We start from the raw sequence: 22,697 nt of genomic DNA, 5'->3' as shown, positions 1-22,697 counted from the left end.
ACAGTTTGATATAAAATGTTTAGTTTCTAACCTCATGAAAGATCTTAACAAAATAGATAAATACCAAATAATGGCTATTTGATTGAAAATAAATAATATGCCAATAATTTCATTAAGTTAATTTAAAAAATACCTCTAAAATCAATGAATTAAAATAAAAAAATTAACGTTTAAAGACCTATTCATTATTCCTCATATGAAGAAAATAGCCTGCTGTTTTACTCAATTGCGGGGGAAAGTAGTTGCAAGATGCAAGGTAACAACAAAATAGAGAATGTGGGTTGCGTCATGGAAGAGTACACCTTGCCTCAGTAAAGGTTCTGTTTTTTACAAAACGTTAATAAGAAAGGTTACTCCATTAAAAAAACAAGGCGCACGTCGGAAAACAAAACGGCGGATCAGGTGTAACAATGGGACATGCCGTAAACGGTATTAAACTCGTCAAGGCATGCCTTATGTTACGCATAGTGGCGAAGTAAAGTTGAGCCATTTTGAAGCTCTAGGGCAATTATCCTTGATAACGCCATAACTTACTGATTTTAAAACAAAAGGATAAGATATGGAAGATGCAAACCTATTAATCGGACAACGTATTCAAAATAAAAGGAAAGAGTTGGGTATCACAGCAACGGCATTAGCTAAACAAATTGGCATTAGTCAGCAACAACTTTCACGTTATGAAAGAGGAACCAATCGAATTAATGTCACTCATTTGGTTGCCATTAGTAAGGAGTTGGAGACGCGTATTTCTTGGTTCTTTGAAGACTGCTTTGGAGAGGAGAGCAAGGAAGATTTTGTTAATAAACTCGATACTCAATACATTCCCATGGCTGAAACAATTATAGGGAAAAATGGTTGTTAAATGGGTCACAATAATCCCCCGTCAGAAGCCTGCCATCAAGCTTGAGCCAAACCCCAAAATATGGGGGCTTCTGACTCCCCTCGAATATTTATCCATTCTTTCAATGGCTATCATCTGCTTTCTTACCTATAGCAGCCATATTCCAAACCGACGCAATGTTACGTGCCAATACCTGTAGATTATCAACACTATTAATCAGAGCATCAGCAAGCGTGCAAACTTCGGGAATAATAGAAAATACAGCATCCAGACCGTGTTGATGTACTATATGGTAGTCTTTGCTCATCCCTCCCACTAAAGCGATAACAGGAATACCGAACTTCTTGGCGATACGTGCAACACCAATAGGCGTTTTGCCATATATGGTCTGGCTATCCATACGACCTTCACCAGTAATAACCAGATCTGCACCCTGAATTATCTTTTCCAACTTCAGAGTCTCGATCACAATCTCAATACCTGATTGTAATTTTGCGCCCAGACAACCCAGTAAAGAAGCGCCCAGACCTCCAGCAGCACCTGCTCCCGCAGCATCGATCACATTTCTGCCTGTTGCCGCTTCAATTTTTATTCCGTAATGGAATAAAGCTGAATCCAGTATTTTAACCATTTCTGGTGTCGCTCCTTTTTGTGGGCCAAACACCGCAGATGCTCCGGACTCACCGCATAATGGATTATTTACATCACAAGCTATGGTAATTCTCAGTTGCTTGAGGCGGGGATCAAGACCCGAAAGGTCGATACTTTCCAACCGTGTTAATGCTGCTCCACCAAATGGCAGAATGCGGTTATCCCCATCCCGTAAATTTGCCCCAAGTGCTTGCATCATTCCTGCACCACCATCATTGGTTGCACTACCACCGATACCTAAAATCAGCTTTTGTACTCCGTGCTCCAACGCAGCCAAGATCAGCTCTCCAGTACCATATGTTGTCGTTACCAAAGGATTGCGTTGTTCCAACGGCACTAAGTGCAAACCTGAAGCTGCTGCCATTTCTATGACTGCGGTTTTTCCATCGCCCAGCAGTCCCCAAAAAGCTTCAATAGTTCCCCCCAAAGGATCAGTAACTGCACATGTAATACGTTTCCCTCCTGTCGCAGCCACCAGCGATTCCACTGTACCTTCTCCGCCATCGGCCATCGGTAGTTTGATGTAATCAGCCTGTGGAAGAATTTCCCGAAATCCCTGCTCTATCGCTTCTGCTACTTGTAAGGCACTTAAGCTTTCTTTAAATGAATCTGGGGCAATCACGATTTTCATAACAATTTCCTCTCTCCCCTATGTATCCGGTCGACAAAAATTTAGCCAGTAAAATCAAATACACCAAAGATTAAGGTTGAGATAAAAGCAATGGTGAAACCCACCAGTGTTTCATAAAGCAGTAATTTCAATCGATTATGTACCTGCATATATACACTGCCACCTGTCACATGAAAAAAACGCAGAAACTGTCGTCATTTTGTTCTTATCCCCATTGTCTTCATCTTTAATCTGAAGTTGACGAAAGCCATACTGCACACATAAACAGCAGGAATAAAAAAAGCGATAAATAAATTATCGCCTTTTAATCCATTAGTGTATGTATTCAGCATGAAAAAATCTTCATGCTCAGCCATTCGTCAATTACATTAGGCTTCAATCGCCATTCGTAATTTTTTCATGGCATTCTTTTCTAATTGACGTACCCGTTCAGCGGATACACCGTATTTATCAGCCAGTTCTTGCAAAGTAGATTTATTGTCATCATCCAACCAACGGGAACGGATAATGTCCTGACTACGCTCATCCAGCTTTTCCATTGCTACAGAAAGTTTATCCGCAGCATGGTTTTCCCAATTATCTTCTTCAATACCATCCGCAAAATCAGAAGCCTTATCCTGCAAAAACAGCACTGGAGCGGGTTGGTTATCATGGCTGTCATCATCCGATGACATGTCAAATGCCATATCCTGCGCTGACATGCGAGATTCCATCTCCAGAACATCCTTACTGGTCACTCCTAACTCTTTGGCTACTAACTCAACTTCATCCTGATTGAACCAGCCCAAACGTTGTTTAGCCTTACGCAAATTAAAGAATAACTTACGCTGCGCTTTTGTTGTTGCGACTTTCACAATACGCCAATTACGCAATACATATTCATGGATTTCTGCCTTAATCCAGTGAACAGCAAAAGACACCAGACGCACGCCCACTTCTGGATTAAATCGACGAACCGCTTTCATCAGGCCGATATTACCTTCCTGAATTAAATCCGCTTGCGGTAAACCATAACCAGCATAACTGCGAGCGACATGAACAACGAAGCGCAGATGAGACAGAATCAGCTGTTTTGCTGCATCCAGATCTCCCTGGTAATGCAGCCTTTCCGCCAGTTCCTTCTCTTCCTCTGCGGAGAGCATGGGATAAGCGTTGGAAGCACGGATGTACCCTTCCAAACTACCTTGTGGAACTAATGCTAAAGTTTGCATTTCTTTTGTCATTCAAATTCTCTCAAACTAAGAACCAAATTGATGGTTTTTTGAACTTACCTGAAACAATCAATAAAATTTGTTCAAGCCAAAAATGCGCTTATTTTACCATCGTGGAAATCATATTCAAATTGTCTGCATTGTATGAAAACGCACACAAATCAGTAACAGTTTCTTCGACCATAATTAAGCCAAAAAGTTCATCTAATGTCCAACAAAATAGCCCTATTCTGGCCTGAAACGACGTAAATGCTGGATAGTCGCAAGCCATGCAGCAATCCAACCAATCATACCTGAAAGCAGTATCAGTAATAGTGATTCATCCCAACTCAGTCCATACAGCCTGAAGGTTGTACCAAAAACGCTGGCCACTTCTGCGACAATGCTGGAAAGTTTCCAAACTAACAAGTACGAAAGAAGTAATGAAAAAATTGCACCCAGAATTCCCAACAATGCCCCACCATTGAGGAACGGGCGCAAAATAAATCCATCTGTTGCCCCAATCAGTTTCATCACATTAATGGTTTCACGACGGCTAAAGATGCTTAAACGAACACTGTTACCAATTACCAATAGCAAGGCAACTACCATCAGAATGCCTATCACCGCAGCAATTCGGCCAACAAGGTTAGCCAGAGCCGTAAGGCGGTCAAACCAACTATCATCCATTCTGACTTCTTCAATGCCTTTCAACTGTGCTACACGGTCACGCAGTGTTGTTAATGCTTGTGAGTTTTGAAAGTCCAGTTTAGGGGATACAATCGCTACCGCGGGCAATGGATTTTCTTCCAGCATATCTAATGCGCCAGCAAATCCAGACCAGGCACGAAATTCATTCACAGCTTCTTCACGGGATAAATAATTTACCGATTTCACACCGTCCATTACTTTCAGTTCGTCAATCAACTGATTGGAATTGACATCATTCAACGATTTATCAAGGTAGACCGTAAGCTGTGGCACGGGATACCATTGTTCCACCGCCTGATTAACATTTTTCCAGACAATGTAAAACACGCTTGGCAGTGTCAAGGAGATAGCAATAACCATGATGGTCAATAACGTTGCCAGTGGCTGGCGCAACATATCCGACAGGGTACTTTTCCACGCATAACGTGATTGTACACGCCAGCCCCCTTTTAATGACTTGGAACGGGGTTTGGAAGTCGTTGTTTTTTTCGCAGAATGACGGACATGCTTAACCATGATGTCCTCCTTGCATACGTCCCTGATTCAACGTCAGGATGCGGTAATTTCTTCGCTCAATAAGGGCTGTATCATGCGTTGCCATAAGAACCGTCACACCGACTCGGTTAAATTCTTCAAACAGGCGCATAATGCCCTCAGATAGTTCACCATCCAAATTCCCCGTCGGTTCATCTGCCAGCAGGACAGTCGGTTTATTTACAACAGCGCGGGCAATGCCAACGCGCTGTTGTTCTCCTCCAGAGAGTTGAATGGGAAAGTTTTTCGCTTTGTCCAACAAGCCAACCTTATCCAGCGCCGCCGATACCCGCCGACGAATATCTTCAGCACTGGCTCCTGAGATAATCAGTGGCATTGCAATATTTTCGTATACGGTACGATCCAGCAATAGATGGTGATCCTGAAAAATCATACCGATCTGACGGCGCAAAAATGGGATCTCACGAGATTTCAGTCGGCTGATATCATGCCCCCCAAACCAGATATAACCTGCACTCGGACGCTCGATACCACAAATAAGTTTCAAAAGCGTACTCTTACCCGCTCCTGAATGACCGGTTAAAAACGCCATTTCTCCTGGAAGCAGGTGAAAATCCACCCCTTGCAGCGCCTGCCGTCCTCCCAGATAGGCTTTACTGACCTGTTCAAAGCGAATCATTGATAGTTAATCCTCCCGGCTAAAAAGAGCCTCTATAAAATCGTCAGCCTTAAATGGACGGAGATCTTCAATGCCTTCCCCAACACCGATATAACGGATCGGAATTTCAAATTGATCAGCAATAGCGAAAATAACACCTCCTTTCGCTGTACCATCCAATTTGGTTAGTGAAATACCGGTCAATCCAACTGCCTCATGGAATAGTTTAGCTTGGCTGACGGCATTTTGGCCTGTGCTGGCATCCAAAGTCAGCATAATTTCATGTGGCGCTTCTTCGTCCAGCTTTTTCATTACCCGCACGATTTTTTTCAGCTCTTCCATCAGGTGAGATTTGTTCTGTAGGCGTCCTGCGGTATCCGCTATCAGAATATCAACACCTTTAGCCTTAGCTGATTGAATGGCATCAAAAATAACAGACGCTGGATCCGCGCCAGTATGCTGCGCAATCACTGGGATCTTGTTACGTTCACCCCAAACCTGCAATTGTTCTACTGCCGCAGCGCGGAAAGTATCCCCCGCAGCCAGCATGACGGATTTCCCCTGAGATTGATATTGGCGTGCCAATTTACCAATCGTGGTGGTTTTACCAACGCCATTCACGCCGACCATCAGGATGACATAAGGTGATTTGTCTTCAATTTCCAACGGCCTATCAACTTTTGCCAGAATACCGGACATTTCTTCTTTCAGTTTTATGTATAATGCTTCCGCCTCTTTCAATTCTTTACGGCTGGCATGAGCAGTCAAACTATTGATAATCTTACGAGTTGTTTCAACACCAACATCCGCAATCAATAACTGTTCTTCCAGCTCTTCAAACAAATCATCATCAATCTTTTTGCCACGGAATAATCCGAAAAATCCGGCTCCCAAATTCTGGCGGGTTTTTACCAGACTCCGTTTCAGACGGACGAAGAAGCCTTCTTTGGTCGGGCGTTCCTGCTCTTTAGATAAAGCGGCTGGCTCTTCAACTTGACGGGCCGCTTCTTCTGCCAAACGCTGCTGTTCCGCCTCTTCCGCTGCTCGACGGGCCGCTTCTTCTGCCAAACGCTGCTGTTCCGCCTCTTCCACTGCTCGACGGGCCGCTTCTTCTGCCAAACGCTGCTGTTCCGCCTCTTCCGCTACTCGACGGGCCGCTTCTTCTGCCAAACGCTGCTGTTCCGCCTCTTCCGCTACTCGACGGGCCGCTTCTTCTGTCAAACGCTGCTGTTCCGCCTCTTCCGCTGCTCGACGGGCCGTTTCTTCTGTCAAACGCTGCTGTTCCGCCTCTTCCGCTGCTCGACGGGCCGTTTCTTCTGCCAAACGCTGTTGCTCTGCTTCTTCCGCTACTAACTTTTCTTTTTCAATTTGTTCTTCTAGTTGTTTCTTTTCCTGACGACCAAGTCCGAACCAAGAGAAGAAACCTTTTTTTTTCTCTTTTGCCATCGGCCACTACACTCCTCGCGGTTAATTATGGCGTTGTAACAACCTATCCCACTAAGCTGGTTGCTTTACCTTTTGTCAGGTGATTAACTCATATAGGGATAAGCCAAGAACCCAGCCCAATAGACGCTTTATTTTTAACAATTACACCTACTGAGATAGGTTCTAATGGTGATAAAATCCAGTCTAACATTTTCATCAGACCACAACACATATTCTATTGAGGATTTCGTGGTAAATTAATCAATGGGTTTCTTGATTTTCGCTTTTTGTATCTGCCACCTATACCCAATAGACGGGGAGTTACACACCACAGCGATGACAAATATTTAAGTTATGTAAACTATGACTAAAAAATCACAGCGCACACCTTTAGGACAAATCCGCATTATTGGCGGGAAATGGCGCGGAAGAAAATTACCGGTTCCAGATAGTGAGGGATTACGTCCGACTACAGATCGTGTCCGCGAAACATTGTTTAACTGGTTAATGCCAGTTATTCAAGGAGCTTGCTGTCTGGACTGTTTTTCCGGCAGTGGGGCCCTTGGATTTGAAGCTTTATCGCGCAATGCAAACAACACTACTTTGATTGAGTACGATCGCAACGTAGCAAAACAACTGTCAAATAATTTAGCTTTATTGAAAGCAGAAAACGGCAATGTTGTACAAGGCAATACGCTGCAATATCTCAATCAGCCTGGCACGCCTTTTGATGTAGTATTCCTTGATCCTCCCTTCCGCAAAGGAATGCTGACAGAAACTATCAATTTACTGGAAACCAACGGATGGCTGGCTGAGGTGAGTTGGGTTTATGTCGAAGCAGAATCTGAATCTGCCGCAACAGAAGTTCCTACAAACTGGCACTTACACCGGGAAAAAATTGCCGGGCAAGTTGCATACCGATTGTATATTCGCCGCCAGTAAACTGCGGCTTGGCCTACTTAAATACGATTCTGGAGTTGATAATGTTTATTCAATTAGGAAGAGCAATTATGGTTTGTGTTTGGGGTATCATGATCCTCAATCTGATTCACCCTTTTCCTAAGCCATTGAAATACTTTATGGATATCGCTATGGTCTTTACGGTGGTTATGCATGCTTTCCAACTGCTATTGCTAAAACATTCTCAGCCTAAAGACCAAAAACTTTCCGGCCTGTTACAGGCTAAAATCTTCTTTTTTGGCGTATTTGAATTATTGACCTGGCAGAAAAAAATACGTCTGAAGAAAAAATAACAAATTATATTTTATGCCCTATAGATTTCAGGTTGTATCGTTAATATCGAATTAAAATTGGTACTCTCACTTCACCCCATCATAAACAGCAATGCCTGATAAAACAGGCATTGAACATTTAAGGAAAGGAAAAATATGAGTTGGCCATTTCTTGCGGTGTTTTTCTCTGGATGGTTATACATTGATGCGGCCTATCGTGGCATCAGATGGCAACAATGGGTGTTTTACCCTGTTACGATGTTACTTCTACTATTATGGGCATTTCAGGCACCAAATCTCGAAGCAACAGGCTATCTCATTATTGCCGGTCTTATTGTTTCCTTGCTTTCTGACTCACTCCGAATACTCCCCAGTAAGTATTTACTATTCTCATTTATCGCGTTGTTCCTGAGTTACTTGCTTTATACAATCAGCTTTGCCTTACATATGGGGTTCAGTTTCTTCTTCCCATTGCCATTGATCTTGCTGGTTGTCGGCATCGTGGTCATGTTTATTGTCTGGAGACGTCTCGATACCTTACGTTGGCGAGTGTTGGATACCTGGATAATGGTGCTCATCATGGTTTGGGTTGCAGGAGAACAATATTTTGCACTCAGCAATGCAAGTCGTTTCTCCGCCGTGGCTGGAGCCATTTTACTACTCCTTGCACACAGTATTAGTATTATTGACCAATATCGTTTCCCTTTTAAATTATCAAAAGCAATCGTGATAACCTGTCGTTTTATTGGACATTTTTTGATTATTCGTTCACTAATTGTTTAATTCTGTACTGAGATATTATTTATTTCGCTCACCTTTGGTGAGCGAAATGTTAGCCCCAACCATTCACAAAAGTTCACAGAAAAAGGAGAGAATGGATAATTTTTCCCGGCTATTCCAACCATTCTTCCCAATCTTCCTAACATCAGATAGCACAATTCACCCAAAAAATTTCTCTTTTAGGGTTTGACTCTGGAGTCAACTCCAAAGTGTAGAGTTAATAGTAATCAACCTGAATTAACATCATTGAGAGGCCATTATGTTCTCTATTTTTAAAAAACATAAACAATTACAAAGTGGCTCTATCTCCTCCCCAAAGAGAGTCCTTCAAGGTTCTGCCAGCATTAAGAATGTAAGTAAACATTCACATCATGGTGGTTCTTGCTCACTCGATCACGCTCATGTCACACAAGATACAACACCTCCTGAGCTCACTGCCAACCAGCGTTTCAACTGGGTTATTCATGGCATGGACTGCCCAAGCTGTGCAGGAAAAATTGAAAATGCCGTGAAAAAAATTCCTGAAGCCAAACAGGTCAAAGTGCTGTTCACAACAGAAAAGCTGGTCGTAGATGCTGATTCCGATATTCGCGCTGCCGTTGTCCAAGCGGTCAAAAAAGCTGGTTTTGAAATCAAAGAAACTGACTCAACTTCTAAGCTCTCCCCACCACCAACGACGAGCTTCTGGAAAACATTCTCCCCAATCCTCACTCTTGCTGTATTAATGATTATCAGCGCAGGCATTGCGAAAATTAGCGCACCTGCCGGACAGATTGCTTTCATTATAACGGTGTTGATTGGGTTATATCCCATTGCAACCAAAGCCATCAAATTGTTTCGATCCGGAACACCTTTTGCTATTGAATCATTAATGAGTGTGGCGGCTATTGGTGCGCTGTTCATCAATGCTACTTCAGAAGCTGCAATGGTGATTTTGCTGTTCAGACTAGGAGAAATTCTAGAATCTTATGCCGCAGGTCGTGCCCGCCATGGTGTCAGTGCCTTGATGGAATTAGTGCCTGAACAAGCACTACTCGTAACAAATGGCGGAAAGAAAACGGTTCCTGCTGCCGAGTTACGTCCAGGCGATATCATCGAAATTGCTCCTGGTGCCCGTTTACCCACTGATGCTAAGCTTCTTAACTCGTTCGCCAGTTTCGATGAAAGTGCTCTGACAGGTGAATCTATCCCTGTTGAACGCAAGCAGGGAGAAAAAGTCGCAGCAGGATCTCTTTCTGTTGATAGCGCGGTGCAAATGAAAGTCATGTCCGAACCCGGACACAATGCCATTGACCGTATTCTGCAACTAATTGAAGAAGCAGAAGAACACCGGGCACCGATTGAACGTTTCATTGATAAATTCAGCCGCATTTATATGCCGCTGATTATTTTGCTCGCTGCACTGGTCATGATAATACCTCCTATATTTTTTTCTGAGCCATGGGATACTTGGATCTATCGCGGTCTTACCCTGTTGTTAATTGGTTGCCCCTGTGCACTGGTTATCTCAACTCCCGCAGCCATTACTTCTGCACTCGCAGCCGCAACCCGACGTGGAGCACTCATCAAAGGCGGTGCTGCGTTAGAACAACTCGGTGTAGTCACTACTATTGCACTGGATAAGACAGGCACGCTGACCGAAGGGAAACCTCAAGTCACTGATATTGAACCTGTAGAAAATATGAGTGTGAAAACATTACTGGCTATGGCAGGTGCCGTAGAAAGTGGTTCCCATCATCCATTGGCCAAAGCCATTCTTAATGAGGCAGAAAGTAAAGGCGTCACTGTTATTGAAGCGGAAAATCGTAAAGCCCTGGCAGGTATCGGGGTTGAAGGACAATTATCAGGGCAAAAAATACTGGTCGCAGCACCAGAACGACTCCCTGAAAATACTTTATCCTCAAAATGGAAACAGCGGGTTATTGAACTGGAAGATAGCGGAAAAACAGCGGTTGCAGTGGTACAAGGTGAGCAATTTATTGGCCTGATTGCTATGCAGGATACTTTACGTCAGGATGCTATTGAAGCTATTCAATCTCTGAAGCAACAAGGTGTCAATGCTGTGATGCTGACCGGTGATAACCCTCGTGCGGCAGCTGCGATTGCGGGTCAATTAGGTATTGATTATCGAGCAGGACTGCTGCCGGAAGACAAAGTCAGAGCGGTAATGCGGCTCAATGAAAAGCACAACACAATGATGGTCGGTGATGGCATCAACGATGCTCCTGCTATGAAAGCATCCAGTATTGGGGTAGCGATGGGCAGTGGTACTGACGTCGCTCTGGAAACAGCCGATGCTGCACTGACACACAATCGTTTAACGGGTTTGACAGAAATTATCACTCTGTCGCGGGCAACACACTACAATATCCGTCAAAATATCACTATCGCATTAGGTTTGAAGGTGATATTCCTGGTCACCAGCCTATTGGGGATCACGGGGTTATGGATGGCCGTATTAGCGGATTCAGGTGCTACAGCATTGGTGACAGCAAATGCTATTCGGTTGCTGCGGGTTAAATCCCAGAAATAGTGGTAAACCTTATAGTTTATAAAATATTTAACAACCCATAAAAATGAAGAAAACAAATTGAAAAGGTGCAAAGGAAGCACCTTTTCAAAATAACACTACAGTTACTCAAGATTGCTATTAAGACAAAAGGAAATATGGCACTTAGTGAGATGATAAACATTTCCAAGTCCCACACTGATAAGTTTAGTACGGGTTTATTTTTCTACCAGTTCATCATGCAATATTTTCATTTTTTTGGATTAGATATCTATATGGCGCTTTCGCCGTCTCCTGAGCAATCAGCGTATGTTCCATAAAACGGCAGAAACCGGGAATATCGCGAGTCGTCGCCGGATCATCAGCAATGATTAATAACGTCTGCCCTGCATCCATATGACGGACAGTTTTACGTATCATCATCACCGGCTCCGGGCAACGCAATCCCTGCGTATCAAGCGTTTTATCAGGGTTAGCAAAAAAATCGGACATAACAATCTCTGTGAGTTCAAACAATCTATGGCGACAAATTATATTACATAATATCGCCAATCACTGCTTTTTGCTTTTGTTGTTCAGCCCGCGTATGATCCATTTCCCCTGATTATTTAGGGAAAATTGGTTTCTGGGTTCCCTCACCCCATTCAGCAAAAAGGTACAATATGTTCCAATTAACTACGCAGCAAATAACCACGCAGCAGAAAGCATCTGTGTTATTCTGGCTTTCTCTTTTTCATATTCTGATCATTACTTCCAGTAATTATCTGGTACAGTTGCCCGTCTCTATTTTCGGTTTTCATACCACTTGGGGAGCATTTACATTTCCCTTTATCTTTCTGGCAACAGATTTAACAGTGCGAATTTATGGTGCTCCATTAGCACGACGGATTATCATGACAGTTATGTTTCCGGCCTTGTTGATCTCCTACCTTATCTCTGCGCTGTTTTTTCAGGGGACATGGCAAGGATTTTCATCCTTAGGAACGTTTAACTTGTTTGTTGCCCGCATCGCAGCAGCAAGTTTTATGGCTTATGTACTTGGTCAGATATTAGATGTCGGGGTTTTCAACCGTCTGCGTCAAAAACAGCGGTGGTGGATAGCACCGGCTGCTGCCATGTTTTTCGGTAATATGCTTGATACACTGGCATTTTTCTTTATTGCTTTCTATCGCAGCACCGATGCGTTTATGGCGACACATTGGGTAGAGATTGCATTAGTAGATTACGCATTTAAGCTGTTTATTTGCATGCTCTTTTTCCTGCCCGCTTATGGTATCTTGCTGAATCTTATTCTTAAGTTCTTTTTCTCATATTCAACAGATAAGACATTGGTTAAAACCAATTAAAACAGCATTGCGTCCTAAGTTAATCAGGGCGCAAATTTCCTTGCAGTTTTTCCTCATAAATCCCTCATTTCCTGCTTTTGCACATCACCTACCAGTATATTTTGTCGTATAGTGGTGGCGGACAGGCAAACAAATACTTTTATCCGAAACCACTAATAACCTGCCACACACCAACGTTGTGACAGTCCATATCAGGTTTCCAGTGAAGAAGGAATATGTCTTATGCTGAAAGTGATCCAGTCTCCATCCAAATATATCCAAGGACCAGATGCGATATCCCACATCGGTCAATATACTAAAATACTTGCTGACCATGTTTTCGTGATTGCTGATAATTTTGTGATGAATCTCATTGGAGATACCGTCAGCAAAAGCCTGAAAGAACACCAGGTAACCAGCCATTTTGAAGTTTTCAACGGTGAATGCAGCCGTAGTGAAATACAACGCCTGTCAGCCATTTTATCAAATAACCAGTGTCAGGCGGTGATTGGGATTGGTGGTGGAAAAACGCTTGATACCGCTAAGGCAGTGGCACACGAAGCGAAATTGCCGACTGTTCTTTCTCCGACTCTTGCTTCAACAGATGCCCCTACCAGTGCGCTTTCCGTCTTATACACAGAATTGGGAAAATTTGATGGTTATTTACTCTACCCCAAAAACCCCGATATTGTGTTGGTAGACACCAGTATTATTGCCAAATCCCCTGTTCGCCTATTTGTATCTGGTATGGGAGATGCTCTCTCGACCTATTTTGAAGCACGTGCCAGCAGTACAGCCCATAACCTGACCATGGCTGGTGGCGGAACTTCTCTAACCGGGCTGACTCTGGCAAAACTGTGCTATGACACTTTGCTGGCAGAAGGTTTTAAAGCGAAGCTGGCAGTAGAGGCCGGAGTCATGACACCCGCAGTTGAAAATATTATTGAAGCCAACACTTACCATAGTGGAATTGGTTTTGAAAGCGCGGGGCTTGCCGCTGCCCATGCCATTCACAATGGTTTTACCACGCTGGAAGAGTGCCACCATCTGTATCACGGTGAAAAAGTGGCATTCGGCACGTTAACACAACTGATATTGGAAAATAGCCCAAGTGAAGAGTTAGAAACAGTACTCGATTTCTGTGTACAAGTCGGCCTCCCGGTTACACTAGAGCAACTTGGCCTACGAGAGAATGAGAACCTACACAAAAAAATAATGCAGGTTGCTATAACTAGTTGTGCTGAAGGGGAAACCATTCACAATATGCCATTTACCGTAACCCCAGAACAAGTCTACGCTGCAATTCTGGCAGCAGATCGAATGGGTAAAGATTGGTTGTATTGATGAGGCAGTGCCATCAGTTTCAGAGCGGGTTTCCCCGCTCTGATTTTATGTGAGAGCTGTCACTACTTCTTGAACGTCTTTTCATAGCCGAAAGGAAGTAAAAGAAAATGACGGGAAAATAAATGGGCATGGCCTCTCAAGACCATGCCCTCCATAAAATAATATTATCTATTCACGTTCATCCATCATTCTTAATGGACATCAACGACTTGTTTTGTTGGTTCTGGCCATATACTCGCAATATGGTTAAGACACTCTTCCTTAGAACCTTTCTTACCCGTTGCCATCCAACCAATTGGGATCAGAGATTCATCAGGCCAAATCGAGTACTGCTTTTTAATGTTGATAACAACCATCCAAACCTCAGTTTCATTTCCTGTTAGTTGCTGCATGATAAAGCCTCCTGTTTGTAGCTTTCTGACAGTACCCGTGGCAGGAATCCAATACCTATCAAATAACGCAATACCTGGTGGACATATTCAGATGTAATTACCGGACACTGAATATTTGTTCCTTCCAATGCTGCCATTGTCTGTTTCAACTCTAACTCTGGCTGGATTTCATGAATATAAGCAGGATCCAATGCACGATAAGGTTTCTCTGCCATATCCCGAATCAACGGAATCAGTGGATACAGCGGATGAGAGTCATCCAAAGCAAGAATTTTCTCTTTCCCTTCGTTGAATGGCACTGGATTGAGGATATAACCAAATTCCTGCACCCAATCGAAGAACTGCCGGATAGAGACTTGTACAGGGTTAAACAAGTTGAAAAATTTCCCGGCAGATTCAGGCTGTTTAGAGATATGCACCAATGACTCAGCAACATAATCAACCGGTATAATATCAAGCAGCAACGCATGGTCAGGGTAGAATCCCATTGCCAGATAACCTTTCAGGGATGCGATAAGATAATCATTCCCCTGTGCAGCACCTGTACGAGTATGCCCAAGGATCAAACCGGGACGATAAATACTCACTGGCACACCCCGATTACGGGCAATGTTGATGATCCCTTCTGATACCCACTTGCTGCCGGAATAACCGGAAGGATCACGTACGGTTTCACTCATAGCACGATCATCTTCCATAAATGGACGAGGTGATTCAGTCGCAAACAAGGCATTCACGGAAGAAACATAATGGAAGTGTTTCAAGCGTGAAGTACAGGCAAATTCCAGTGCGGTTCTGGTGCCATCAACGTTAATACTTTTCAGTGCACTATAAGGATAAATGAAGTTAACCAACGCACCATTGTGATAAATTACGTCAACATCTTGCGCAAGTTTCTCCCAGGTTTCCGGCAACAGACCGAAACGAGGCTGCCCTAAATCTCCTATCACAAAATCTACGCGATCAAGCTCATTACCCACATCAATCTGGTAATTCACAAAACCAGCCTTGATCCTGTCACGCGCATGTCTTTCATCAGCAGCACGGCACAAACAGATAACTTGAGCCGAAGTCTGTTTCAGCAATTGTTCCAGTAAATGCAGGCCAAGATATCCGGTAGCTCCCGTCAGCAATACGGTATCAGGTTTATACCAGTTTGCATGAGGTAAACCATCCGGGCGTACACTCTCTTTCAGGTAAACGTCTTTTCTCAGTGTTTCTGCATGTTGCTGGATAAGCGCTTCACTGTGATAATTTCCTGCAAGCTGAGCCGGATTACTTTTCTGTACCTCGATCATTTCATCCAGAATGGCCGAAATTCTGGCGATAGTGGGTTCAACATAGATACCAGAAATAGGGATCCTGAGTGAGAATGCTTTTTCAAGATGCTCCACCATACGGGCAACCAAGATGGAATGCCCGCCAATCTGGAAGAAATCATCCGTAATACCAAAGGTGTCGACTGCCAACAGATCGCGCCAGATAGCATAAACCCGTTTTTCGGTTTCTGTCTGAGGCTGCACAATGTCGTAGCTGGCATTCAGACGTTCTGCCACTTCTTCCAGACGCTTTCTATCTCGCTTGCCACTGCTCGTCAAAGGGATATAAGGGATACGATAATATTCAGTAGGTATCCAGGCTTCATGCAGGCGTTCCCTTAATGCTACCTGAGTCTCCCGAACCCACTCATCAGGTACAACCATATTAGGGTCAAACAAGACGAATGCCTGTATCCTGGCAAGATCACCGCTTCCTGCCACACGGATGATGGCATCCTGGACACCACTTTGTTTTCTCAACGCAATTTCTATTTCACCCAATTCAATACGGTAACCACGTACTTTTACCTGATCATCCTGTCTTCCCATATAAATGAGAGAACCATCTTCAAGCATACGTGCCATATCACCGGTCAGATACGCCCTTCTACCTTTTTGTTTTACATCAGGAACATATCGTTTAGCGGTTTCAGTGGGATTGTTGCGGTATCCTGCTGTCACACCCAACCCACCAATCAGGATTTCTCCTACAGTTCCTTTAGGTACAGGGCATAAATACTTATCCACAATTGTGATACTGGTGCCGGGAATTGGCCCACCTAATTGCACCTTATCCCCTTTTCTCATACAGAATGCTGTCGACCAGATTGTAGTTTCCGTCGGGCCATAAGCATTCCATAAAGTTCCACCAGATGCGGTCAGTTGATCCGCCAGATCTTGTGACAGAGCCTCTCCTCCACAAATCATACTCATATCTGAGCGAGGTTCCCAGCCTGCATTCAAAGCCATTGACCAGGTGACTGGTGTTGCCTGAGCAAGTGTAAATTGAGGATCAGACAGTGTCTGAGACAACGCCATCGCGTCACGTTGGGTATCGATTGATGTAATGTAGATACTGCCGCCATGAACAACAGTCAACAGCAACTCGACCAATGAAATGTCAAAAGAGAAAGTTGTCAGTGCAAGCATGCGATCGTTTTGATTGACTGACAGTAATTTCCCAAATGCACACAAACAGGCCGCTAGATTGTCATGCTGTACCTGTACAGCTTTTGGTAGCCCGGTAGAGCCGGAGGTGAACATCACGTAGGCTGGATGATCACCCAACTCAGGAATATCAATACGTTCTGTTACTTTCCCGCCAGTATTTGAAAGGAGTTCCAAAGGAATATGTGTTGATGCTTTCAGTCCCATTGATACTGTATCATCAGATACCAAAATACTTTCCGGTAAACTGGCGAGAATATCGTTCAAACGCTTTTCTGGCATCATGGTATTGAGGGGAATGTACACTGCTCCAAGTTGCCAGGCCGCCAGTATAGTGATAAACCATGGAATACCTCTCTCGGCTGCAATAGCAACATTACTTCCCATTGTGACACCATTGCAACGCAAAACATTTGCTGCATTCATGACCCGTTTCTGTAATTCACCAAATGCCAACGTTCCATGTTGATCCGAGACAGCAGTGTCATTCGGCATGGTTTTTGCCAGTTTTGCTAATCGAGATGGTACATTATCAAACCATGGTTGAAGTTTCTTTTCCATGTAACTGATATTATTGCCATTAATATCAGGATTATTGGAGAATGAAGATTTTTGCCCAGTAAATGCTGTGTGTAATATTGCCTTGTGTGTGTAAGTATTCATAATGATGTTCTCATTCTGTTCTCCATTTTATTTCATCATTTTTTATGACGAATGGAGATATTTTTGCTGTTAGTCAATAAATTTCAGCTATTGTCCACATCGGGCTACTCCAAATACCTTATGTTGACTTTAACTGAATTAAAAAAATAAACTTCAAAAAGTATCATAAAAACTTAACAACTAATTAATTAATATTTTTTACAATTTTTTATTAATTAAACAATCAACCCATAAATGGATAGGATCCTTATTAACGAATAGAGTGTATTACGCCTTATACACCACTTCATCGCTTTGATATTATTGTGTTTTATTTTATAAATAACTATTCATGTCTTCATGAAAACCCATCTCATGAATATGAATAACTATTTGTGGTAATATCTATTATTTCCGAATAGAAATTCAAACATTTTATTTGTAACTGTGTTATAAAAAACGTCAAGCATGTAAATAAAAATAGCTCCCATAGCTAAATAAAAAAACACGATACAGAAATAGTTATCAACTAAAAACAATACAAGCGAAAATATCACTGCCAATTTATTTCTATATGTTTAAGAATTTTTATACTTGTGTAAATGACATATATGATTAAAGCACCTTCCGAATTCCCTCAACAATAGTAGTCCGTTATGTGCGAAAGAACATAAACGAACTAAAAACGCTCAAAAATAACAAACAAACATCTTTAATTGTGACGTAAATCACGATAATAAAAATAAAATATATTTCAAAAAATCCATAAATCGCTCAAAATTACGAACAATGCGAAATTATATCTATATGTTATCGATACCTTACAGATGTATGAGTCTGTTTTAGCTGTTATTTTCTTCGATATAGAAAAAATCAATTCGAATTTTCGTTTACTGCTTATCACTAGTAAGCTGTGGTGATTCGCTCATACTAGTCCATACTATCCATACTAATAGTCATGTGGAGACAAACATGTTAAGTATTTTTAAGCCGGCGTCCCACAAAACCCGGTTGCCTGCGCAAGAAATAGATCCATTCTATCGTCGCTTGCGCTGGCAAATTTTTATAGGGATTTTCTTTGGATATGCTGCCTATTATTTGGTGAGGAAAAATTTTGCTCTGGCAATGCCGTATTTGGTAGAACAAGGCTTTTCCAGAGGTGACCTTGGTTTCGCTCTATCGGGTATTTCAATCGCATACGGATTCTCAAAGTTCATTATGGGTTCCGTGTCCGACCGTTCCAACCCACGTATCTTTCTGCCAGCGGGTTTGATACTTGCAGCAGCCGTAATGTTATTTATGGGCTTTGTGCCGTGGGCAACTTCAAGCATTGCTATCATGTTTGTTCTGCTGTTCCTGTGCGGCTGGTTCCAGGGTATGGGATGGCCTCCTTGTGGCCGTACTATGGTTCATTGGTGGTCACAAAAAGAGCGTGGCAGGATTGTTTCTATCTGGAACTGCGCCCATAACGTTGGCGGTGGTTTGCCACCATTGCTATTCCTCCTAGGTATGGCATGGTTCAATGACTGGAAAGCGGCTCTCTATATGCCTGCATTTGCGGCTATCCTAGTTGCCATGATCACCTTCGCTCTGATGCGTGATACCCCACAATCCTGTGGTTTACCACCAATCGAAGAGTACAAAAACGACTATCCACCTGATTACACAGAAAAAGATGAAAGTGAACTGACTGCAAAAGAAATTTTCATGCAGTACGTTCTGCCTAACAAACTACTGTGGATGATTGCGGTTGCCAACGTATTCGTTTACTTGCTGCGTTACGGTATTCTTGACTGGTCACCAACTTACCTGAGAGAAGTTAAGCACTTCGCACTGGATAAATCTTCCTGGGCTTACTTCCTGTATGAATACGCAGGTATCCCTGGTACGTTGCTGTGCGGCTGGATGTCTGACAAGGTGTTCAAAGGCAACCGTGGTGCTACTGGTGTCTTCTTTATGACACTTGTTACCATCGCCACTATTGTCTTCTGGATGAACCCGGCAGGTAATCCGACTGTTGATATGATCTGTATGCTGGTGATTGGCTTCTTGATTTACGGCCCTGTTATGCTGATAGGACTACATGCCCTTGAATTAGCACCAAAAAAAGCAGCAGGTACTGCGGCTGGCTTTACTGGCCTGTTTGGCTATTTGGGTGGCTCGGTAGCAGCCAGCGCCATTGTCGGTTACACCGTTGACTTCGCAGGCTGGGATGGCGGCTTTATGATCATGGTCGGTGGTAGCATCCTGTCCGTTATTCTATTGCTGTTTGTTATGATAAGTGAAAACAAACACAAGCAAGAAATGGCTCGCCAAGGTTAATAATATAACTGAAATACGTTGATTAATAACCATATCATTCGCAGTACAATAAAGTTGTACTGCGATTTCATTAGCTATACTGAATCTTTCATTTTCTGAGATAAACGCCCTAAACCTTCAACCTAAACAATGTCTGTTTTCATAATTTAAAATTATTATTTGAATACAAAAGACCAATTCCATTTTTTATTTCTGTTCATTTAATAACAGATAGGACAGGATTAGATATAAACATAATCTGAAGAAAAATCAGTACAGTAGTAAGTAATATCATTCTTTATTCAAGATTTTTATTAGAATAAATGGAGAGTTCCTATGCAGATCCCTATTAAAGCTATTATGACCGGTCTTCTGTTAACATCATCAATGTCAGGTATTGCACATGCTGCAACAGATAAAATTGTTATCGCCCATCGTGGTGCCAGCGGTTATTTACCTGAACACACATTACCCGCCAAAGCAATGGCCTATGCGCAAGGAGCGGATTACCTTGAGCAAGATTTGGTTATGACTAAGGATGATCAACTTATTGTACTGCACGACCATTATCTTGATCGCGTAACCGATGTCGCAGAACGTTTCCCGAACCGTGCTCGTACTGACGGGCGCTATTATGCCATCGACTTTACTTTGCCAGAAATTAAATCACTGAAATTTACTGAAGGTTTTGATATTAAGGATGGCAAAAAAGTACAAAACTATCCTGGCCGTTTTCCAATGGGAAAATCGGATTTTCGTATTCACACTTTTCAGGAAGAACTGGAATTTATTCAAGGTCTGAACAAATCTACCGGAAAAGATATCGGTATTTATCCTGAGATCAAAGCTCCATGGTTCCATCGTCAGGAAGGAAAAGACATCACAACTAAAGTATTGGAAATACTAAAACAATATGGCTATACCAAAAAGAACGATAAAGTCTATCTGCAATGTTTTGATGCCAATGAGCTGAAACGCATCAAAAACGAGCTGGAACCAAAATTGGGAATGGATCTGAAACTTGTTCAGCTTATTGCTTACACTGACTGGAATGAAACCTATGAGCAAAAAACAGATGGCACGTGGCGAAACTACAGTTACGACTGGATGTTTAAGCCGGGCGCAATGAAAGAAGTGGCAAAATATGCTGACGGTATTGGCCCTGATTACCATATGCTGATCGCCAGTGATTCTACACCAAACAACATTAAATTGACTGGTATGGTGAAAGAAGCTCACGCCAGCCATCTGGTAGTACATCCATACACTATCCGTATTGACCAACTGCCAAAATACGCCACCAGCGGAAATCAATTGTTTAATATCGTTTTTGACAAAGCAAATGTCGATGGTGCATTCACCGATTTTCCTGATTTAGCCGTGAAATTCCTGGAAAAACATCACGAACATAAGTAATCAATATCACCATGAAAAAAGGGGGCAACTTTAATGTCCCCTTTATACTCAATGAAGTTCAGGTTAAGAGATTCCCACTGGAAATGCGATCACTTCGCTGATCCTCTCTGCACCTAGTGCCAGCATAATCAGGCGATCAACCCCCAATGCAACTCCGGCACATTCCGGCATACCATGAGCCAATGCTTCAAGCAGGTACTCATCAATCGGCTGTACAGGCAACCCCATTGCTTCACGTTTCCGGTTATCCTGTTCGAAACGCAGGCGCTGCTCTTTGCTGTCTGTCAGTTCACGGAAACCGTTCGCTAGTTCCATGCCTTTGAAATAAACTTCAAAGCGCTGGGCAACACGGTGATCTTCTTTACTGATTTCTGCCAGTGCCGCCTGGGATGCAGGGAAATGGTAGATAAACGTCGGCTTCTCAATCCCTATGTGCGTTTCAACTCCCATGGTAAAAAGCAATTGCAACAAGGTATCCCGATCTTCTTCACGATCAGCGATATTGCTGAGATCAAGTTTTACCGCTACTTCACGCAGTTTTTCCTTGCTTGCAGTCAGAGGATCAACATCCAAATAACGAATAAATGCCTGCTGGTAAGAAAGAGATTCAGCACTTTCACAATCCAGAATTTGCTGCAATAGATCATCCACTTCATTCATCAAACGATACATATCGTAATGCGGACGATACCATTCAAGCATAGTGAATTCAGGATTATGGTGACGCCCTGCTTCTTCATTACGGAAACTTTTTCCCATCTGATAAATGGAGCCACTGCCTGCTGCCAACAGACGTTTCATGTGATATTCAGGGCTGGTCATCAGGTACAGGGGCAAGCCCTCCGCCGCACCAGGCCCGACAAATCGTGTCTGGAAAGGAACAAGATGGACGTCAGTGACAGTCGCTTGACTCATGGCTGGTGTTTCAACCTCCAACACCCCGCGATCTGCGAAAAAGCGCCGTATTTCCGCCAGAATCTCTGCCCTTTTCAATAGGTTGGCGATAGGGGCAGTTGGCTGCCAATCCGCGACTTCGTTCATGTTCCAATGACTCCAAGATAAAACAAAACGCGCAGTTTACCCGCATCCCGTTTGTCAGACAAATTTTCAATATGAAATTGGCAAGCAATTATTCTCGGCAATACAAGTGACCAGAATCTCTCTCATCTCTGTACGGAAGATAATAAAACATAAATTTTAAACTTTCATTGTGATTCCATTGAATAATATGAACATCCGTGTCCAAATGCCAGAAGATTCTATTGGAGTCAAAGAAAGTAGAAAGTAGGAAAATGTATCTCATCTTAATTCCAAGGAGCATGAGGATCAGGTATTACACCCGGAATTTCAACCCTAACACCTGAGATATAACTAAGTTTTTCTGGATAAGTAATCTTGGTGAGTTTTAATGACACAAGAAATGAATCGTTTAAAGCTAACAGTAATGTGATATATATTCCTTCTCCACTTATACGATGTTCAGGGTATGCTAAATAAAATTTTTCAAAATGAAATCCGTGTGAATCCACAAACTTTATTTCAATATTACTAAATAAAACATCAGCCTCTACCCCAACAATTTTTACATTGTAAATAGTTGTTTCATCATCTTCTCGTATCTCATTTGATACTGATTTATCATTGCTGTTCATGTGATTACTCCTTTCA

At 42.7% G+C, this 22,697-nt stretch carries 19 protein-coding genes and 1 pseudogene; 9 read left to right on the top strand and 11 right to left on the bottom strand.

Translation table 11 applies throughout. From position 1 onward, the window contains the following. Nucleotides 1-559: 559 nt before the first annotated feature. Nucleotides 560-862, top strand: coding sequence for a helix-turn-helix domain-containing protein (locus Xbud_RS16590; RefSeq protein WP_099137136.1), 303 nt, complete (start codon nucleotides 560-562; stop codon nucleotides 860-862). 100 nt (nucleotides 863-962) lie between these two features. Here Xbud_RS16590 and Xbud_RS16585 read toward each other — a convergent pair whose 3' ends face one another. From Xbud_RS16585 to ftsY, 6 genes and pseudogenes are all read right to left on the bottom strand, one after another. Next, nucleotides 963-2,123 (bottom strand): glycerate kinase, encoded by a 1,161-nt coding sequence (locus Xbud_RS16585; protein ID WP_099137135.1) that lies wholly within the window; start codon nucleotides 2,121-2,123, stop codon nucleotides 963-965. A 41-nt stretch (nucleotides 2,124-2,164) separates the two neighbouring features. Next, a pseudogene (locus tag Xbud_RS16580) lies at nucleotides 2,165-2,302 on the bottom strand (GntP family permease); the annotation flags it as partial. Between the two features lie 189 nt (nucleotides 2,303-2,491). After that, entirely contained in the window at nucleotides 2,492-3,346 is an 855-nt protein-coding gene (rpoH, locus tag Xbud_RS16575; RefSeq protein ID WP_099137134.1) for an RNA polymerase sigma factor RpoH, read from the bottom strand. Nucleotides 3,347-3,559: 213 nt separating this feature from the next. Then, complete coding sequence (ftsX, locus tag Xbud_RS16570) at nucleotides 3,560-4,540, bottom strand: permease-like cell division protein FtsX (protein ID WP_099137132.1); 981 nt, start codon at nucleotides 4,538-4,540, stop codon at nucleotides 3,560-3,562. Then, nucleotides 4,533-5,198 carry a cell division ATP-binding protein FtsE gene (gene ftsE / locus Xbud_RS16565; RefSeq protein WP_099137131.1) on the bottom strand — a complete coding sequence of 222 codons (666 nt, stop codon included), beginning with the start codon at nucleotides 5,196-5,198 and terminating at the stop codon, nucleotides 4,533-4,535. Before ftsE ends, ftsX begins: the two co-directional genes overlap by 8 nt. Before the next feature lie 6 nt (nucleotides 5,199-5,204). Next, nucleotides 5,205-6,623, bottom strand: coding sequence for a signal recognition particle-docking protein FtsY (gene ftsY, locus Xbud_RS16560; protein ID WP_099137130.1), 1,419 nt, complete (start codon nucleotides 6,621-6,623; stop codon nucleotides 5,205-5,207). 342 nt (nucleotides 6,624-6,965) lie between these two features. Between ftsY and rsmD the strand changes: the two genes are divergently transcribed. From rsmD to Xbud_RS16540, 4 genes are all read left to right on the top strand, one after another. Further along, nucleotides 6,966-7,544 (top strand): 16S rRNA (guanine(966)-N(2))-methyltransferase, encoded by a 579-nt coding sequence (gene rsmD, locus Xbud_RS16555; RefSeq protein WP_099137128.1) that lies wholly within the window; start codon nucleotides 6,966-6,968, stop codon nucleotides 7,542-7,544. A 41-nt stretch (nucleotides 7,545-7,585) separates the two neighbouring features. Beyond that, nucleotides 7,586-7,855, top strand: a complete 270-nt coding sequence (locus tag Xbud_RS16550) for a DUF1145 family protein (RefSeq protein WP_099137126.1) — start codon at nucleotides 7,586-7,588, stop codon at nucleotides 7,853-7,855. Between the two features lie 135 nt (nucleotides 7,856-7,990). After that, nucleotides 7,991-8,617, top strand: coding sequence for a lysoplasmalogenase (locus Xbud_RS16545; protein WP_099137124.1), 627 nt, complete (start codon nucleotides 7,991-7,993; stop codon nucleotides 8,615-8,617). Nucleotides 8,618-8,873: 256 nt separating this feature from the next. Beyond that, nucleotides 8,874-11,147, top strand: coding sequence for a zinc/cadmium/mercury/lead-transporting ATPase (locus Xbud_RS16540; protein WP_099137122.1), 2,274 nt, complete (start codon nucleotides 8,874-8,876; stop codon nucleotides 11,145-11,147). A gap of 213 nt (nucleotides 11,148-11,360) precedes the next feature. On the opposite strand, the gene tusA is transcribed toward Xbud_RS16540, so the two are convergent. Further along, complete coding sequence (gene tusA / locus Xbud_RS16535; protein WP_099137121.1) at nucleotides 11,361-11,615, bottom strand: sulfurtransferase TusA; 255 nt, start codon at nucleotides 11,613-11,615, stop codon at nucleotides 11,361-11,363. 170 nt (nucleotides 11,616-11,785) lie between these two features. Here tusA and Xbud_RS16530 point away from each other — a divergent pair, with 170 nt between their 5' ends. Together Xbud_RS16530 and Xbud_RS16525 are read left to right on the top strand one after the other, a co-directional pair. Continuing rightward, complete coding sequence (locus tag Xbud_RS16530; protein ID WP_099137120.1) at nucleotides 11,786-12,469, top strand: 7-cyano-7-deazaguanine/7-aminomethyl-7-deazaguanine transporter; 684 nt, start codon at nucleotides 11,786-11,788, stop codon at nucleotides 12,467-12,469. Between the two features lie 222 nt (nucleotides 12,470-12,691). Next, nucleotides 12,692-13,792, top strand: coding sequence for a glycerol dehydrogenase (locus Xbud_RS16525; RefSeq protein ID WP_099137118.1), 1,101 nt, complete (start codon nucleotides 12,692-12,694; stop codon nucleotides 13,790-13,792). 191 nt (nucleotides 13,793-13,983) lie between these two features. Here the strand turns inward: Xbud_RS16525 and Xbud_RS16520 are convergent, their stop codons facing one another. After that, nucleotides 13,984-14,184, bottom strand: coding sequence for an MbtH family NRPS accessory protein (locus Xbud_RS16520; RefSeq protein WP_047679202.1), 201 nt, complete (start codon nucleotides 14,182-14,184; stop codon nucleotides 13,984-13,986). Next, a complete protein-coding gene (locus tag Xbud_RS16515) occupies nucleotides 14,172-17,333 on the bottom strand; it encodes a thioester reductase domain-containing protein (RefSeq protein WP_099137116.1) in 3,162 nt (1,053 codons plus the stop codon). The genes Xbud_RS16520 and Xbud_RS16515 overlap by 13 nt, the downstream gene beginning before the upstream one ends. A 951-nt stretch (nucleotides 17,334-18,284) precedes the next feature. Here Xbud_RS16515 and glpT point away from each other — a divergent pair. Continuing rightward, the gene (gene glpT / locus Xbud_RS16510) at nucleotides 18,285-19,634 is read left to right on the top strand and encodes a glycerol-3-phosphate transporter (protein WP_099137115.1); all 1,350 of its coding nucleotides are present in this window, start codon (nucleotides 18,285-18,287) and stop codon (nucleotides 19,632-19,634) included. A 315-nt stretch (nucleotides 19,635-19,949) separates the two neighbouring features. Then, entirely contained in the window at nucleotides 19,950-21,029 is a 1,080-nt protein-coding gene (gene glpQ, locus Xbud_RS16505) for a glycerophosphodiester phosphodiesterase (RefSeq protein ID WP_099137114.1), read from the top strand. A gap of 63 nt (nucleotides 21,030-21,092) precedes the next feature. Here the strand turns inward: glpQ and epmA are convergent, their stop codons facing one another. Next, entirely contained in the window at nucleotides 21,093-22,070 is a 978-nt protein-coding gene (gene epmA / locus Xbud_RS16500) for an elongation factor P--(R)-beta-lysine ligase (RefSeq protein ID WP_099137112.1), read from the bottom strand. A 263-nt stretch (nucleotides 22,071-22,333) separates the two neighbouring features. Next, nucleotides 22,334-22,681, bottom strand: a complete 348-nt coding sequence (locus tag Xbud_RS16495) for a hypothetical protein (RefSeq protein WP_099137110.1) — start codon at nucleotides 22,679-22,681, stop codon at nucleotides 22,334-22,336. Between the last annotated feature and the right edge of the window lie 16 nt (nucleotides 22,682-22,697).

The organism is Xenorhabdus budapestensis (assembly GCF_002632465.1).
Taxonomy (GTDB): Bacteria; Pseudomonadota; Gammaproteobacteria; order Enterobacterales; family Enterobacteriaceae; genus Xenorhabdus; species Xenorhabdus budapestensis.
The sequence above is the reverse complement of the archived record's forward strand: the minus strand, read 5'-3'. Positions and strand labels throughout refer to the sequence as shown.